14 protein-coding genes and 1 pseudogene are annotated in these 15,914 nt (G+C 69.1%); 8 read left to right on the top strand and 7 right to left on the bottom strand.

All coding sequences use genetic code 11. From position 1 onward, the window contains the following. The first annotated feature begins 49 nt into the window (after window positions 1–49). Complete coding sequence (locus tag ACFU5V_RS10500; protein WP_378698928.1) at window positions 50–700, top strand: TetR/AcrR family transcriptional regulator; 651 nt, start codon at window positions 50–52, stop codon at window positions 698–700. Here the strand turns inward: ACFU5V_RS10500 and ACFU5V_RS10495 are convergent. Then, entirely contained in the window at window positions 697–1,164 is a 468-nt protein-coding gene (locus tag ACFU5V_RS10495) for a DUF6069 family protein (protein WP_378433195.1), read from the bottom strand. The two genes, ACFU5V_RS10500 and ACFU5V_RS10495, sit on opposite strands and share 4 nt — an antisense overlap. Window positions 1,165–1,335: 171 nt before the next feature. Between ACFU5V_RS10495 and ACFU5V_RS10490 the strand changes: the two genes are divergently transcribed. Continuing rightward, on the top strand, window positions 1,336–1,884 hold the full coding sequence (locus ACFU5V_RS10490) for a nitroreductase family deazaflavin-dependent oxidoreductase (protein ID WP_378433193.1): 549 nt from the start codon (window positions 1,336–1,338) through the stop codon (window positions 1,882–1,884). On the opposite strand, the pseudogene ACFU5V_RS10485 reads toward ACFU5V_RS10490, so the two are convergent. Then, window positions 1,862–2,429: pseudogene (locus ACFU5V_RS10485) on the bottom strand (TetR/AcrR family transcriptional regulator). The gene ACFU5V_RS10490 and the pseudogene ACFU5V_RS10485 sit on opposite strands and share 23 nt — an antisense overlap. Before the next feature lie 247 nt (window positions 2,430–2,676). On the opposite strand from ACFU5V_RS10485, the gene ACFU5V_RS10480 reads away from it, so the two are divergent. From ACFU5V_RS10480 to ACFU5V_RS10465, 4 genes are read left to right on the top strand one after another with little or no spacing between them, the layout of a single operon-like run. Continuing rightward, the gene (locus ACFU5V_RS10480; protein ID WP_378698924.1) at window positions 2,677–3,915 is read left to right on the top strand and encodes a cytochrome P450; all 1,239 of its coding nucleotides are present in this window, start codon (window positions 2,677–2,679) and stop codon (window positions 3,913–3,915) included. A gap of 26 nt (window positions 3,916–3,941) precedes the next feature. Continuing rightward, window positions 3,942–4,568 carry a TetR/AcrR family transcriptional regulator gene (locus ACFU5V_RS10475; RefSeq protein WP_378433187.1) on the top strand — a complete coding sequence of 209 codons (627 nt, stop codon included), beginning with the start codon at window positions 3,942–3,944 and terminating at the stop codon, window positions 4,566–4,568. A gap of 33 nt (window positions 4,569–4,601) precedes the next feature. Further along, window positions 4,602–6,311: an AMP-binding protein gene (locus ACFU5V_RS10470; RefSeq protein ID WP_378433185.1), complete on the top strand. Its 1,710-nt coding sequence runs from the start codon at window positions 4,602–4,604 to the stop codon at window positions 6,309–6,311. Beyond that, window positions 6,308–9,529 carry a carboxyl transferase domain-containing protein gene (locus ACFU5V_RS10465; protein WP_378698923.1) on the top strand — a complete coding sequence of 1,074 codons (3,222 nt, stop codon included), beginning with the start codon at window positions 6,308–6,310 and terminating at the stop codon, window positions 9,527–9,529. The genes ACFU5V_RS10470 and ACFU5V_RS10465 overlap by 4 nt, the downstream gene beginning before the upstream one ends. Window positions 9,530–9,561: 32 nt before the next feature. On the opposite strand, the gene ACFU5V_RS10460 is transcribed toward ACFU5V_RS10465, so the two are convergent. Further along, window positions 9,562–10,545: an MDR family oxidoreductase gene (locus ACFU5V_RS10460; protein ID WP_378433589.1), complete on the bottom strand. Its 984-nt coding sequence runs from the start codon at window positions 10,543–10,545 to the stop codon at window positions 9,562–9,564. 34 nt (window positions 10,546–10,579) lie between these two features. Continuing rightward, entirely contained in the window at window positions 10,580–11,557 is a 978-nt protein-coding gene (locus ACFU5V_RS10455; protein ID WP_378698921.1) for an LLM class flavin-dependent oxidoreductase, read from the bottom strand. 141 nt (window positions 11,558–11,698) lie between these two features. Here ACFU5V_RS10455 and ACFU5V_RS10450 point away from each other — a divergent pair, with 141 nt between their 5' ends. Further along, window positions 11,699–12,829, top strand: a complete 1,131-nt coding sequence (locus ACFU5V_RS10450; protein WP_378699089.1) for a nitric oxide synthase oxygenase — start codon at window positions 11,699–11,701, stop codon at window positions 12,827–12,829. A 25-nt stretch (window positions 12,830–12,854) separates the two neighbouring features. Here ACFU5V_RS10450 and ACFU5V_RS10445 read toward each other — a convergent pair whose 3' ends face one another. Continuing rightward, window positions 12,855–13,325 carry a group II truncated hemoglobin gene (locus ACFU5V_RS10445; protein WP_378698919.1) on the bottom strand — a complete coding sequence of 157 codons (471 nt, stop codon included), beginning with the start codon at window positions 13,323–13,325 and terminating at the stop codon, window positions 12,855–12,857. A 70-nt stretch (window positions 13,326–13,395) separates the two neighbouring features. Here ACFU5V_RS10445 and ACFU5V_RS10440 point away from each other — a divergent pair, with 70 nt between their 5' ends. Further along, complete coding sequence (locus ACFU5V_RS10440) at window positions 13,396–13,974, top strand: helix-turn-helix domain-containing protein (protein WP_378698917.1); 579 nt, start codon at window positions 13,396–13,398, stop codon at window positions 13,972–13,974. Window positions 13,975–13,980: 6 nt separating this feature from the next. Here the strand turns inward: ACFU5V_RS10440 and ACFU5V_RS10435 are convergent, their stop codons facing one another. Together ACFU5V_RS10435 and ACFU5V_RS10430 are read right to left on the bottom strand one after the other, a co-directional pair. Further along, the gene (locus tag ACFU5V_RS10435) at window positions 13,981–15,393 is read right to left on the bottom strand and encodes an MFS transporter (protein WP_378698915.1); all 1,413 of its coding nucleotides are present in this window, start codon (window positions 15,391–15,393) and stop codon (window positions 13,981–13,983) included. Next, entirely contained in the window at window positions 15,390–15,845 is a 456-nt protein-coding gene (locus tag ACFU5V_RS10430; protein WP_378698913.1) for a MarR family winged helix-turn-helix transcriptional regulator, read from the bottom strand. Before ACFU5V_RS10430 ends, ACFU5V_RS10435 begins: the two co-directional genes overlap by 4 nt. Window positions 15,846–15,914 lie beyond the last annotated feature (69 nt).

Genomic DNA, 15,914 nt, shown 5'->3' with positions numbered 1-15,914 from the left:
TGCGCGAGGGCACCCCGATCGACACCGGGAGCGGTGAGACGATGACGGGATGAGCGACAGCGAGAACCCTCGTGGAGCACCGCGCAGATGGCGCGGCCAAGAGCCGGACGACCGCCGCGCGGCGAGGCGCGCGGCCCTGATCGAGGCCGGCCTCCAGATCATGGGCACGGAGGGGACGGCGGCCACGACCATGCGCGCGACCTGCCGTCAGGCAGGCCTCACCGAGCGCTACTTCTACGAGAGTTTCGACAATCGGGAGGCGCTACTCGTCGCCCTCCTCGACCACGTCGTCCTGGGTGCGAGGGACACCCTGCTCGGGGCACTCGACACGGCCCCGGAAGATCCGGGCCGACTCGTCCGCCACGTCGTGAAGGCGTTCACCGGCTACATCGCCGAGGACCGGCGGCGGGGACGCATCATGTTCGTCGAGTCGCAGTCCGTGCCGGAACTGGCGCAGCGCGGCGAACAACTCGTCGCCGAGTTCACCACCCCCATGGCCGTGGCACTGAAAATGCTGGGTGCCGACGGCGCACCCCGCGATGCCGTCAACACCCAGCTGAACGCGATTGCCTTGTTCGGGGCGATCGCCTTCCTGTATCAGCGCTGGCTCACCGGCAGCCCGAAGATCTCGCAGAAGCGGATCGTCGAGCACATCGCACTCACCATCGAGGCGCACGTGCCGGTGAACAGCACCCCCTAGATCTGCGCGTCACGGACCAGGGGCCGACGCATCGCTTCGAGGCCGACGACGATCACCACGGCGATCACCACGTGCATGACAGCCAGTGCGATGGTGCTGGCGGTGTCGAAGTCCGCCTGGACGGTGAGCGCGATCGTCGCCAGCGGCAGCAGCGCGCCGATCACCTCGGCGGGCCGAATGACCGCCACCCATTTCAGTGAGATGAGCGCGGCCAGCGTCATCCCGATCAACGTCGGAACCACCGTCAGGATGACGACGCCGCCGGGCGCGACACTGCTGGTCGTGCCCGCATCGGTCATCTCGAACGACCCGCCGGCGGCGACGCCGAGCAGCCAGATGACCAGATTCGGGACGAGCGCTCCGATGACGGTCGCGACGACCGCCCAGGGCCGGCTCAGTTCGAGCGTCGCCGGGTTGATCCGTGAGGTCGTGGTTGCAGAAATCGTGGCTCCAGTGTTGGACATGATCTGTACTCCCTGTCGAGTGGCTCGAAGTGCTACTGACCGATCCTGCAACCTCAACCATTGTTCGGGTCAAGGCGTGAAATCGAGGTCTTTTCGGTGGGACCTGACCATTAGACCCGCGGCAAGCACAAAACTCATCGCGATCGGCCCGAACCGGCCACCTGAGGGAAGATGGCCACTATGAACGCCGTCCCCGCACCCCCCGACCGATCGCGCGCGCTCCGCAACCCGCTCCGCGTCCTCGCGCGGTGGCTGGGCACCCAGGAATGGGTGATGCGGATGGCACCGGTCATCATCTGGCTGGAGTCACACCTACGAGCGTGGACCGGGAACCGCGTGAGTCTCATCGGCATCGCCGGCCTGCAGTCCGTGCAGGTGACGGTCCCGGGACGCAAGAGCGGCACCCCGCGGACGACGGCGCTGCTGTGCATCCCGTACGGCGACGGATACATCGTCACCGGTTCCAACTGGGGCCGACCCGACCACCCGGCGTGGTCGGCGAATCTGCGCGCAGCGGACGAAGCGCTGGTGAAGGCCGGGGCACGGGAGTCCCGGATGCGCGTCCGGATGGTCACCGGCGACGAACGCGAGAACCTGTGGAAATTCGTCGTCGACTACTGGCCCGGCTACCGCATGGAGCACCGGCGGTCCGGGGGACGCGAGTTCCGGCTCTTCGTGCTCGAGCCCACCCGATCGGCTACAACGCCGCGCGAATCCTGAAGATCGGCTCCACAAAGCGTTCGACGGTGCGCCGCTCGGCGGCCGCGTCGGGCAGCGGCCACGTCAACAGGGCCAGGACGACGCGCACGATCCATCCCGCGGCCTCCTCGTCGGGCGCGATGCGGGTGAGCGAGATCGCCACCCGGCCGAGTTCGGGTGCGCGGGCCAGGTACTCGTCCGTACTCCTCGGGATGCGCCCCGGTGAACCACCGCACCAGGGTCGGCTCCTCGCGGATCGCCACCAGCGAGGCGAGGATCGCCTCCACGATCCGCTCCGAGTCCTCGAACGGTTCCAGCGCCTGCTCGACGTGGTCGGCCACGGAGTCGGCGGCGCGGGACATCACGGCCGCGACGAGCGTCCGCTTGCCCCCGGCGTACCGGTAGAGCGTGGCGCGTGAGCACCCCGCGCGCGCCGCGACCTCCTCCACGCTCACCCCGTCGATGCCCTGTTCGCGAATGAGGTCGGCAGCGGCGGCGTGAATCCTCTCGACCGCGAGCACCCGCCTGCTGCCTCCGGTCAACCAGTCTGCCTGCTCCGTGCCCACGGCACCTCCAGAAACGTCCTTGCGATTTCGTCTCACGATGAGACGGATGCGCGCCAATTCTATAACGTGTTCCTCTCCGATAGGGCCGTGATCAGGATCGACGAAGCCGGGTCATCGAGCGCTGAGACACCGACAGAACGGCGTGCTGATCAGCAGAATCTCACCTTGATCGCCACCCTTGACAGCACCCGGCTCCGACGCGAACTGTGGTGATGTGCAACACGTTCTCGCCGACAAGGAGTCCTCGATGAGCCACTCGCCGACCCACGGAATCGACATCTTCGATCCCACCCACCTCGACGACCCGAACGAGCTGTACCGAATCCTCCGCGAGCACTCCCCCGTCCATCGCGTCGCAGGCACCGACTTCTTCCTCGTGTCCACGTGGGACCTCGTGACCGAGGCAGCGAGCCGCACCGACGACTTCTCCTCGCACCTCACCGGCGTGCTGGTCCAGCAACCGTCGGGACCGCCCACGACGTTCGACATGGACGGCGGCGGTCAGGCGATTCACGTGCTGGCCACCGCCGACGACCCGACGCACCTGCACCACCGCAAGCTCGTGCTGCCCACGCTCGGCCGCCGCATCCGCGCGCTGACCCCCACCGTGCAGACGCTCGTCGACACCCTGTGGGACGAGGGCCTGCGGGACGGTCGGATCGACTGGGCGGCCGAGATGGCCGACCGCCTGCCGCTGACGATGGTGGCGCATCTCATCGGGCTGCCGGAGCCGGACGTTCCCCAGCTGCTCGCCTGGGCGTACGACAGCACGGAGATGCTGGGCGGGATCGTCGACGCGGGTCGCCTCGCCCGGCTGGTGATCTCCGTGACCGAACTGGCCGCGTACCTGCGGGCCGAACTCGTGCGGGCGAGGTCGCAACCGTCGGAGGATCTACTGGGCGTCCTCGCACACGCCTGCAATGCGGGAGAGCTGTCCGAGGACGTCGCGACACTCGTCCTGCTCCAGCTCGTCGGCGCGGGCGGCGAATCGACCGCGGGCCTGATCGCGAACGCCGCCCGCCTCCTGGCCACCCATCCCGGAGTGCAGACTCGACTCCGGCAGGAACCCGCGCTCGTCGACGCGCTTCTCGACGAGGCACTGCGTCTCGAATCCCCGTTTCGCGGGCATCACCGGCACGTGGTCGCCGACACCACCCTCGGCGGCGTCGACCTGCCCGCGGGTAGCCACCTGCTCCTGCTGTGGGGCGCGGCCAACCGGGATCCCGCCGCGTTCGAGAGGCCGGACGAGATCGTGCTCGACCGGCCGCACGTCCGCTCCCATCTCGCGTTCGGCAAGGGCGTCCACTTCTGCGTCGGATCGGCGCTCGCCCGCATGGAGGCACTCGCCGCCACCACCACGCTGCTCGCGCGCACCGACCGGTTCTCCCTCGCCGACGACGCCGAGACGCGTTGGCTCCCCAGCCTCCTCGTGCGCCGCCACAGCGCGCTCCCGCTGCGGATCCGGTCGTCGTCGAGCCGTGATTGACATTGACGTCAATATCAACCCATACTGTGACCGTGACCACAAGCGAGGCTCAGGAGCGGGCGCGGTCGGCGCGTAAGGACAACGACGGTCCCCGCCGCCGCGAACTCCTCCGCGCCGCGAGCGCCTGCTTCGCCGAACTCGGGTACGACCGGACCACCGTCGAGGTGATCACCACCCGGGCGGAAGTGTCGCGGGCGACGTTCTACGCGTACTTCTCCTCGAGGGACGAGGTGTTCCACGCCGTCGCCGCCGACGTCTGCGAGGAGTTCCTCGAGTCGCAGCACGTCGAAGGTCCGGCGAGCGAAGACCTGCGAGAGGTACTGCGCACCACCACGAAAGCCTTCGTCGAGGCCGTCTACACCAACGGACGGGTCCTCGAACTGATCAGGCACCGCGCCGGCCTCGACCCCGAGGTCGGCCGAAGCTGGACCACCGTGCAGACGCGGCTCATCCGCCGCTACACCCGGTTCATCGAGCGCATCAACGCCACCTGCGACGTCACGCCGTGTGCACCACCCGCCCGCATCGCGCAGACCCTCGCCGACGCCCAACTCGCGGGCGCGGCCCGGCTGGTCGATGCGAGCGCCCGCGAACAACGGCGGTACACCGCAGACCTGACCGCCATCTCCGAAAGACTCATCGGCTTCGCCTAACAAGGACAATCCGCACAGAATCGGGAGTTCGGTATGCCCACTTCGCCTTCGAGTGACCCCACGGCACTGGAATCCGCCCTCGCCGAGATACGCGCACTCCAGGACGCCGCGTGGCCACCGGAGGTACCGCGGACCGTCGAGTACCCGATCGAGGGCCGCACCGTGATCGACTATCTGCGGCACTGGGCAACGCACCGGCCGGACACCGTCGCGATCGACTTCTACGGCCGCGACATCACGTACGGCGAACTCGACGACCTGTCGGACCGCTTCGCCGGCTGGCTGCTGCAGCGGGGCGCGTCGGCAGGCGACCGCGTCGGCGTCCACCTGGCCAACTGCCCTCAATTCCACATCGCCATGCTGGGGATCCTGAAGATCGGTGCGGTCCACGTCCCGATCAACCCGTTGTTCCGTGAGCACGAACTCGCGTACGAACTCGGCGACGCCGGTGTGGAGATCCTGCTGACCCAGGATTCGTTCGCGGACATGGTCGAATCCGTGCGCGGCGAGTCGGCTCTGCGGCACGTCGCGGTCACGGCCCTGTCGGACCTGCTGCCCGCCGAACCCTGCGTCAGTCCGCCGTTCCCCACCGCGTCCGGGGCCACCGACTGGACGTCGATCATGGAATCGCCACGCGCCGATCCGATCCCGATGGATCCCGACGCGCTCGCGGCGCTGAACTACACCGGCGGCACCACCGGGATGCCGAAGGGCTGCAAACACACTCAGGCGCACATGGTGTACACCGCCGCCACCGCGACCCTGGCCGGGGGCAGCCAGGTGGGTGAGGCTCCCCCGGTGGTCCTCGGGTTCCTGCCCATCTTCTGGATCGCCGGCGAGGACTTCGGCATCCTGTACCCGCTGATCAACGGCGGCACCGTCGTGCTGCTCACCCGTTGGGACCCGGAAGCCGCGGCGACCCTCGTCGAACGCCGTGGTGTGACGTCGATGGTCGGCACCGTCGACAACTACGTGGAACTGATGGATCTGCCGGGCTTCGCCGAGCGGGACTTCTCCACCCTCGGCAACGCGATGGCCGTGTCGTTCGTGCTCAAACTCGACCCCGAGATCCGCGGCCGCTGGCGCGCAGCCACCGGGCACGTCCTCCGGGAGGCCAGCTACGGCATGACGGAGACGCACACCGCCGACACCATCACGCTCGGTTTCCAGACCGACGACGAGGATCTGCTCAGCGAACCCGTCTTCTGCGGGCTGCCGGTTCCGGGCACCGACGTGCTGATCGTCGACGACGCCGGGGTTCCGGTGCCGGTGGGGCAACCCGGGCAGATCATCGTCCGCAGTCCGTCGCTGCTCACCGGCTACTACGGCAAACCCGACGCCACCGCCGACGCACTCCGCGGTGGATGGCTCCGGACCGGTGACGTCGGAAAGCTGAACGGCAAAGGCGCGCTGCACTATCTGGCCCGCAACAAGGAGATGATCAAGACCAACGGGATGAGCGTGTTCCCCTCGGAGGTGGAGGCACTGCTCATGCTGCATCCGGCGATTCAGTCGGCCGCAGTGGTCCCGAAGCCCGATCCGGGCAAGGGGCAGGTGCCGTTCGCGTTCGTCCAGCTCCTGCCCGACCGTCGGGTGTCGGGTGAGGAACTGCGGGAGTGGGCCGCCCGGAACATGGCCACCTACAAGGTGCCCACCGTCGAGGTGCTCGACGCGCTACCCATGACGGCGACGGGGAAGGTCCGCAAGGCCGACCTGTTCGCCCTGGCCGAGGAGTACAAGTGACCCTGCTGGTCGCCAATCGCGGCGAGATCGCGCTGCGCATCATCCGCTCGGCCGAGGAAATGTCGGTCGACACCGTCGCCGTGTACGCGGAGGACGACGCCGACAGCCCCCACGTGCGGGCGGCGACCGAGGCGGTCGCACTGCGCGGCTCGGGACCGTCCGCGTACCTGGACGCTCGCGCACTCCTCGCCGCGGCCGCCGAGTTCGGCGCGACGGCGGTGCACCCCGGTTACGGGTTCCTCAGCGAGAACGCCGATTTCGCCCGCGCCTGCGGCGATGCCGGACTCACGTTCGTGGGCCCGGGCCCTGAGGTGCTCGACATCTTCGGCGACAAGTCGTCGGCGCGCGAGGCCGCTGTCGCCGCGAAGGTTCCGGTGCTCGCCGCGACGAACGGCCCCACCGACCTGGACGGCGTCCGCGCGTTCTTCGCGGAGCAGCCGCGCGGCATCATGATCAAGGCACTCGCGGGCGGCGGCGGCCGCGGCATCCGCGCCGTCCGCAGCGCGGACCGGATCGAGGAGGCGTACCGGGCGTGCGCGTCGGAGGCGGAACTCGGGTTCGGCAATCCCGCGGTGTTCGCCGAGGCGCTGCTCGAGGGCGCCCGGCACATCGAGGTGCAGGTGGTGGCGGCACCGCAGGCGGGCGTGACGCGGGCACTCGCCGTCGGCGACCGCGACTGCAGCGTGCAGCGTCGCCACCAGAAACTCGTCGAGATAGCACCCGCGCAGGGGCTCGATCCCGGACTGCGCAGCGAACTCCACGAGGCCGCGGCGCGGCTGTGTGCCAGTGTCGGCTACCGGGGACTCGCTACCGTCGAATTCCTGGTGTCCCCGGACGGATTCGTGTTCCTGGAGGTCAACCCGCGGATTCAGGTGGAACACACGGTCACCGAGGAGGTGACGGGGATCGACCTCGTCGCCGTGCAGATCGACCTCGCGCGGAGAGCGGACTTCAGGGAACTGGCGCTGCCGGACGGGGTCACCGCGGTCGGGCTCGACACGTCGGGCACACCGGCCGTCGCGCGTGGGATCGCCGTCCAGTCCCGGGTGAACATGGAGACGATGCGCCCCGACGGTCAGGCCGTTCCCGCCGCGGGCACGCTGTCCGTGTTCTCCCCGCCCACGGGACCGGGGGTGCGCGTCGACACCTACGGGCGGCCGGGGCTGTCGCCGAGCCCGCGGTACGACTCGCTCCTCGCGAAGGTGATCGTGCATTCCCGCGGGCAGTCGTTCGCGGCGGCGGCGCGCAAGGCGGATGCGGCGCTCGCCGAGTTCGTCGTCGAGGGCGTCCCCACCAACATCGGCTTTCTCCGGGCGATTCTCACGGATCCCGGCTTCGCCGACGGCGTCGTGGGCACCGACTATCTTGCGGAGCGGATGGGTGCCCTCGTCGACGCCGCGCACGTGCATCATCCGGCGGAGGTCGCGTCGGACGCGCTCGAGTTGCGGGCCGGCGAGGACGTGCTGCGCGCGCACCTGGCCGGGACGGTCGTGGAGTCGGCCGCCGAGGGGTCCGCCGTGGCGTCGGGTGCGCACCTCGTGGTGCTCGAGGCCATGAAGATGCAGCACGTGATCGTCGCGCCCACCGGCGCTGTGGTGGAGCGGAATCTGGTGTCGTCCGGGCAGACCGTCAACGCCGGCGATCCACTGGTCGTGATCCGCCGCACCGGGTCGGAGGCCGGCGACGTGGCCGACAGCGCACACGATCTCGATCGCGAGCGTGCCGATCTGGCGGAGATCCGGCAGCGGCACGACTACACCCTCGACGCCGCCCGGCCCGCCGCGATCGCGAAACGCGCGAAGCTCGGGAGGCGCAGCGCTCGCGCCAATATCGAGGATCTGATCGACCCCGGCAGTTTCGTCGAGTACGGGCCCCTCGTTCTCGCCGCGCAGCGCAGTCGCCGCTCCGAACAGGACCTGATCGAGAACACCCCCGCCGACGGCCTGATCGCCGGCCTCGCCGCAATCAACGGGGACGTGTTCGGTCCGCAGAAGTCCCAGGCGGTGGTGCTGTCGTACGACTACACGGTGCTCGCCGGAACCCAGGGCATGCGGAACCACGCCAAGACGGACCGGGTGATCGAACTCGCGGGCCGCAAACAGGTTCCGGTCGTCCTGTTCGCGGAGGGCGGCGGCGGACGTCCCGGCGACACCGACGCCGGTCCCGCCGCGGGCCTGGACCTGAACACCTTCCGGTCGCTGGCGGCGCTGAACGGGAAGGTGCCGCTGGTGTCGGTCGTGTCCGGCCGCTGCTTCGCGGGCAACGCCGCCCTCGCCGGGGTCTGCGACGTCCTGATCGCCACCCCCGACGCGAACATCGGCATGGGCGGTCCGGCGATGGTCGAGGGCGGCGGGCTGGGTGTGTACCGGCCGGAGGACATCGGGCCGGTCGACGTGCAGCGCCGCAACGGCGTGATCGATCTGCTCGCCCGCGACGAGGCGCATGCCGTCGAACTGGCGAAGACGTACCTGTCGTACTTCCAGGGGGTGCTCCCCGACTGGGAGGCCCCCGACGAGCGGTTGGCCCGTCGCGTCGTCCCGGAGAACCGGTTGCGCGCCTACGACGTTCGCAGTGCGGTGGAGTCCATCGCCGACGTCGGCTCGGTCCTCGAGCTACGCCGCGACCACGGCGTCGGCATCGTCACCGCGCTGATCCGGGTCGAGGGGGCGCCGTATGGCCTCGTCGCGAACAGCAGCCACCACCTCGGCGGTGCGATCGACGCGGTCGCGGCCGACAAGATGGCCCACTTCCTGGAATTGTGCGAATCGTTCGGCCTGCCGGTGGTCTCGCTGTGCGACACGCCGGGATTCATGGTAGGCCCGGACTCGGAGAAGGAGGCCACGGTCCGCCGGTTCGGCAAACTGTTCATCACCGGCGCGCGGATGACCGTGCCGTACGGAACGGTCATCCTGCGCAAGGGCTACGGCCTCGGCGCGATGGCCATGGCGGGCGGCTCCTTCCACGCGTCCGAGTTCACGGTCGCGTGGCCGACCGGCGAGATCGGCGCCATGGGGCTGGAAGGCGCGGTGCGCCTCGGGTTCCGGAAGGAACTCGAGGCGCTCGACGACCCCGCCGAGCGGGACGCGGCGTTCACGCAACTCGTCGACGCCGCCTACCAGCACGGGAAGGCACTCAACGCGGCGACGATCTTCGAACTCGACGACGTGATCGACCCGGCGGATACCCGCGCCTGGATCGTGCGGCTCCGCCGCCCGTGAGTACTTGTTAACCGCCGGACGTTAACAAGTACTCACAGGCGCGTCAGCGCACGACCCGACCACGTGCCCGCCCGCACCTGATCGATCACCGAGACGACGTCGGCAATCGGGACCTCGTGCGTGATCGACTCGAGGCGGCTGGGTGCGAGGTCGGACGCGAGACGGCCCCACAGTCGGCGCCGCTGGTCGATCGGGTACTGCACGGAGTCGATGCCGAGCAGGCTGACGCCGCGCAGGATGAACGGCAGGACCGTGGTCTCCAACTTCGGTCCGCCGGTCAGTCCACTGGCCGCCACGGCACCGCCGTATTCGATGGTGCTGAGTACGTGGGCGAGGGTGGCGCCGCCGACACAGTCGACCGCGGCAGCCCACTGCGCCTTGCCGAGGGGGCGCGGTTTCGTGTCGGGTTCGGGGAGGCGTCCGATCACCTTGCTCGCGCCCAGCTGGGTGAGCAGTTCCGCCTTCTCCGGCTTACCGCTCGACGCGACCACCTCGAAGCCGGCCGCCGACAGCAGGTCGACGGCGACGGTGCCGACTCCGCCGCTCGCCCCGGTCACCAGCACCGGACCGTGGCCCGGCTCGACGCCGCGAGACTGCAGTGCCTCCACACTCATCGCGGCCGTGAAACCGGCGGTCCCGATCGCGGCGGCGGTTCGGGTGGACATGCCGTCGAGTTTCACCACCCAGTCGGCCGGGACGCGGGCGAACTGCGCGTACCCGCCGTGCCGGGCGGTTCCGATGTCGTAACCATGGGCGACGACCTTGTCACCGACCGCGAACTCCGGCGACTGCGACTCGGCGACGATGCCCGCGACGTCGATGCCGGGCACGATGGGATATTCGCGCACCACTCCGCCCTTCGGCGTGAGCGCCAGCGCATCCTTGAAGTTCACGCTGGAGTATTCGACCTGGATCGTGACCTCGCCCTGTGGCAGGAACGATTCGTCGACCGTCTCCGCGGAGAGGCCGATGGCGCCCTCGTTCTCGCGAGCGATCCAGGCGGTGAATTCCTTCATCAGCTTGCTCTCCTGACCTCGGGGGTGCGGCAATTCACTCACCGTACAGAAGCGACAGTTGCCGATCGGATTCGAACAGCGCGTCCCGGTCGAACGTGGACGTCGAGGCCAGGAGTTCGTCCGCGCCGGTGCGTGCCCTCAGCGCGTCGAGCGCGACCTTCACCTGTTCGGCGTCGCCGTGGATCGACGACGCGATCGTGGCGTCGACCTGTTCGCGCAGCCGCGGGGTCCAGGGCTGCGTGCGTATGTCCGCGACCGATTCGAGCGGCGGGAACTCGCCGGTCCGGCTCGATTGCGCCAGCGCCCACGCCTCCGGGAGCAGCAGTTCGCGGGCCTGGTCGTCGTTCTCGGCGATCATGACCTCGAGCGAGATCATCACGTACGGGTCCCGGTGAGCGGCGGAGGAGACGAAGCTGTCGCGGTACCGGTCGAGTTCCGGAACGCTCGCGCCCGACCCGTGGAGGATCGGCCCGCCGACCACCACCGGCAGACCGGCCTTCGCGGCGAAGTCGAGTCCGCGGCGCGTGGCGAGAACGAACATCGACGGGGGGCTCGCCACCTGGGGCCGGGCCGTCACGGTGCCCTTGCCCTCGAGGTAGTTCCGCACCTCGTCGAGGTCGTCCGCGAACGTGTCGGGGGCGTTGCGGTCGCGTCGCAGTGCCTCCCGCACCGGCTTGGTGAATCCCAGTGACCGCCCGACCCCCAGGTCGATGCGGCCCGGGTACACGGCCTCGAGCATCAGGAATTGTTCGGCCACCACCAGCGGCTGGTGGTTCGGCAACATCACACCACCCGAGCCCAACCGGATCCGGCTGGTGCGGGCGCCGAGGGCCGCGAGCAGCACGGGCGGCGACCCGCTCGCGATGCCCGGCACGGCGTGGTGCTCGGCCACCCAGAACCGCTCGAATCCGAGGTGTTCGGCGTGCACCGCCCGCTCGATCGTTCCGGTGAGCGCGGCAGAGTCGGGCGCACCGCGGCGCGTGCGGGACCGGTCCAGAATCGAGAGCTTCACCTCCGGGGGAACCGCCGTCCTGCCGGCGGTATTTCCTCACCCCGTCCGCACTCGGTGGACGGGTGTGCCCGCTTCGCTGACATACTGACCGCCGCAGGATCCACGATCGCCAGGAGGTCAATGGTGAGCAGCACAGGGACTATGTCGTTCTCGCTGGACGTCACGTCGCGGTCCGCAGCGCAGATGCGGGAGTGCGCAGAGTTCTTCAGCGAGCCCGAGCTGGCCCACCTGCCCACCGCCCGCCTCGCGGACGCACTGGAGTCGCTCGCCGAGACGGGCCGCTACGAGCACACCGTGGAGGAACTGGAAGTCGGTTCGCAGCTGGCGTGGCGCAATCACGCCCGCTGCGTCGGTCGCAAGCACTGGCGCACGCTGAAGCTGATCGATGCCCGCCACGCCACCACCGCGGACGAGATTGCGGAGGCGTGCTGGGAGCACCTGCGGGTCGCGACGAACGGGGGCGCGCTACGCTCGGTCATCACGGTCGGTCCCCTACCGCTGGCGGACGGACGCGAGTACAAGATCGTCAGCCCGCAACTGATCCGCTACGCCGGCTACCGCCACGCGGACGGAACGGTGACCGGAGACCCCGCCCAGGTCGGAATCACCGAGGCGGTGACGAAGATGGGGTGGCGGGGCGCAGGCACGCCGTTCGACGTGCTGCCGCTGCTGGTGAGCACCCCCGACGAGACGCTGCGCTGGTACGAGATTCCATCCGAGCTGGTACTCGAGGTCGAGATCGAGCACCCCGACTACGCCTGGTTCGCCGATCTCGGTCTCAAATGGCATGCCGTGCCTGCCGTGTCGAACATGCACTTCTCGGTCGGCGGGCTGACATACCCACTCGCCCCGTTCAGTGGCTGGTACGTGAGCACCGAGGTCGGGGCCCGCAACCTCAGCGACCAGGATCGCTACGACATGCTGCCGGCCATCGCCGAGAAGCTGTGCCTGGACACGTCCTCGGAGCGAACGCTGTGGCGCGACCGGGCACTGGTCGAACTGAACCGCGCCGTGATCCACAGTTACCGGCAGTCCGGGGTGCACATGGTCGATCACCACACCGTCGCCAAGCAGTTCATCAGCCATGTCGAACGCGAGGAATCGCTGGGCCGGAAGTGCCCCACCGACTGGTCGTGGATCAACCCACCGATGTCGGCGGCGCTCACCCCGACGTTCCACCGGCTCTACGACGCGCCCGACATGGACATTCGCCCCAACTTTCTCCCGGCACCCGCGACGTCGGGGTGTCCGTTCACCGGCGGGAACCTGTAGGACGTCGGCCCGACGCCCTGCCCGGTCAACCGCGGTAGGGCGGGGCGACGCCCCAACCCCAGTGCGGGACGGGTGCGTGCTCGACCACCTCGGCTCCCGGACTCGAATTCTGCAGGGCGAGCCGGGTCCCCCACTCGACGTATGCCATGAAGGCCGAGCGGAATTCGGGGTCGGACGGCAGGTCCGCGTCGTCGGCGGCGAGACTCATGGTCGCGGCGAAGCGGTGCCGCTGTTCCGGCGTGATGCCGAGACCGATGTGGTGCCGCAACATCCGTTCGTAGCCGCCGAGGGTTTCGGTGTATCGCGGCGGGCCGCCGAACACCTCGCACCACCACAGGGTGACGTTGCGGCGATGCTCCTCGTGGACGCCGCCGGGGAACATCGGCGACAGCAGATCGTCGCGCTCCACCCGGTCGTAGAAGGCGTCGATCAGCCGCCGGAACGACTGCTCACCGCCCGCCCACTCGTACAGGGACGGGGTGCCCTGATCACTCATGCGAGCTCCCGATTTCCGTCGTCTCCCCATTACAATACACATCAGTATTGGATTGAAAAGAGGTTCGAGCATGAGTGTGGCCGGGCGCAGTCGCGACACCGACATCGACACCCGGGTCCTGAAAGTTGCGGGCCGGCAACTGTCCCGGGCCGGATACGACGCGATGTCGCTCGCCGCGATCGCGGCCGAGGCCGGCACCACCCGCCAGGCGCTGTACCGCCGGTGGGCGACGAAGGCGGAGTTGGCCGCGGCCGTCGTGGCGCAGTTGGCCGACGAGGAGACCGGCCGGTCGACGGCGGACCCGTTCGGTGATCTGGTTCGCGAACTGGCCGACTTCCAGCGCGGGGTGTCGCGCACCGGCCGGCTGTCGCTGGTCGGGACGATGCTGCAGGACACGACGGACGGCGACGTCCGCGCGCAGTACCGTGCCCGGGTGGTGGCACCGCGCCGGCGTCGTATCCGCGCCATCCTGGATCGTGCCGCGGAGCTGAAGATGATCGACGCCGACGCCGATCTCGAGATCGCCGTCACGATGACCACGGGCAGTTGGTACGGCCGCACCCTGGCCGGCGACCGTCCCCCCGCGGACTGGCCTGCCCGGACCGCGGCGCTGACCTGGCGGGCGGTCGGAGGAACGGTTCCCTCCTGACGTGGTCTATGCAGCCGACCGGCGGTCGCCCATGTTCCGCGACATCAGGACCCCGGCGAGGAGGAGAACACCCGTGATCGCGATGAACCATCCCGTGCGATGTAGTCCGTCGTCGCCGATGACGTGACCGGCGGTGGTCTGCAGCACGACGGCCGACAGGTTCGCCCCGATGTACTGCACGGTGCGGTACATCCCGATCGCTGTGCCGACTTCCTCGACGGACGTGACCGAGCTGATCAGATTCTGATTGCCGATGTTGTTGAATCCGTTGGGGATTCCCAGCACCGCCGCGACCATCAGCAGCACGACGATCGGCGCGGTACTGCTTTCCACCGAGGCCAGGAGCACCCCGCCGACCAGCAGCGCGCACGTCCCGATGGTGAGTGTTCGGCGCACCCCGTGCCGCCGGTACGTCCGGGACGCGAGCAGTGTGGAGCCGATACCGACGACGGCGACGGGAAGCATCGTCAGCCCCGCCTCGGTGGCGCCCATCCCCCGGGAGTACTGCAGCCACTGTGGGATTCCGAAGAAGACGCAGTAGAAGGCCGTGTAGGTGAGGAGGGTCCGCGCGAGGGTCGCGGTGAGCGCCCGGTTCCGGGCCAGCGCCCGAACGTCGATGAACGGTTCGCCCGCCCGACGTTCCCACTGGACGAACAGCGCCAGCACCAGCGCCCACACGGGGATCAGCCACCACACCGGGTCGGTGGTGATCGACAGCAGGAACAGCATCGTGGACGAGACGAGCGCGAGAAACAGCAGGACTCCCACGACGTCGAGCGCGTGCACCAGTTGCCGTCGGCTGACCGACATGCCGCCGACGAAACCGACGTTCGCGAACTTCGTGACCGCGACGGCGCTGAACAGAACGATCGGGAGGTTGATCCACATGATCGACTGCCAGCCGAACGCACCCACCAGTAGTCCGCCGAGCGTCGGGCCGAGCGCCACGACGGCCTGGCTGCAGATCGCGAGGGTCGTGATCGCGGTGCGCGGTTGCGCACCGTGCCGTTCCGCGTATCCGCGGATCATCGTCATCGCGTTGGGATACTGGGTGGCGGTGCCGATTCCGACGAGGATGCGGGAGAAGATCAGCCAGCCGACCGTGGGCGCAAGTAGACCGGCCACGGAGCCCAGCGCCACCAGTGCGAGTCCCCCGAGGTACACCTTCCGGGCGCCGAGGAGGGCGCCGAGCTTCCCCGCCATCGGCGCGGTGACGGCGGTGGCGATGTAGAGCGCGGAGATCACCCAGGTGATGCCGGACGAGGAGCCGAACTGGGCGGCGATGCCGACGATCGCCACCGCGATCATCGACGAGTTCAGCGGTTGGAGAATGCTCCCGGTGGCGACGGATCCGCTGACCCGGAACGGTACGGACGGCGACTTCTGCGCGACAACGGTTTCGGTGACGGTCGCGCTCACGAGTTCATCAGTGACTCCCGCTGCGGCGCCGACTCGGGGGTTGCTGCGAGTCGGCGGAGCAGCCGTCCGGCGATGAAGAGGAGGTCGCGTTCAGCCTCGGTGCATTCGGTGGCGAGCGCGGCCGAGAGCCATTCGCTCCGCCGCGACCGGTCGGCGGTGAGGGTCTGCAATCCCTGCGCGGTGATCGCGACGATGCTCGCCCGCGCGTCCTGGGGGTCCACCGTGCGGGATACCATCCCGGAGTCCTCGAGGATCGAGACGGTCCGCGCGATGGACTGCGGCGCCACCTGCTCGAGATCGGCGAGGGCGCGGGCGCTCATCGGACCTTCCCGGTCGAGATGCGCGAGGGCCTGCAACTGCGAGGGCGTGAGCAGGTGCCCGGAGCGCTGGGTCCGGATGCGCCGGGTGAACATGACGACGTCCTCGCGGAGTCGATCAGCCTTGTCGTCCATGTATTCGCCTCTCGTTCGCCGGTCGGATTCATTAGCCAGTCTAGCTGTTTTATTTTCGACAATCAATGC

The organism is Rhodococcus sp. NPDC057529 (genome assembly GCF_042802055.1).
Taxonomy (GTDB): domain Bacteria; phylum Actinomycetota; class Actinomycetes; order Mycobacteriales; family Mycobacteriaceae; genus Rhodococcus_F.
This window is presented reverse-complemented; position numbering and strand designations above follow the sequence as displayed.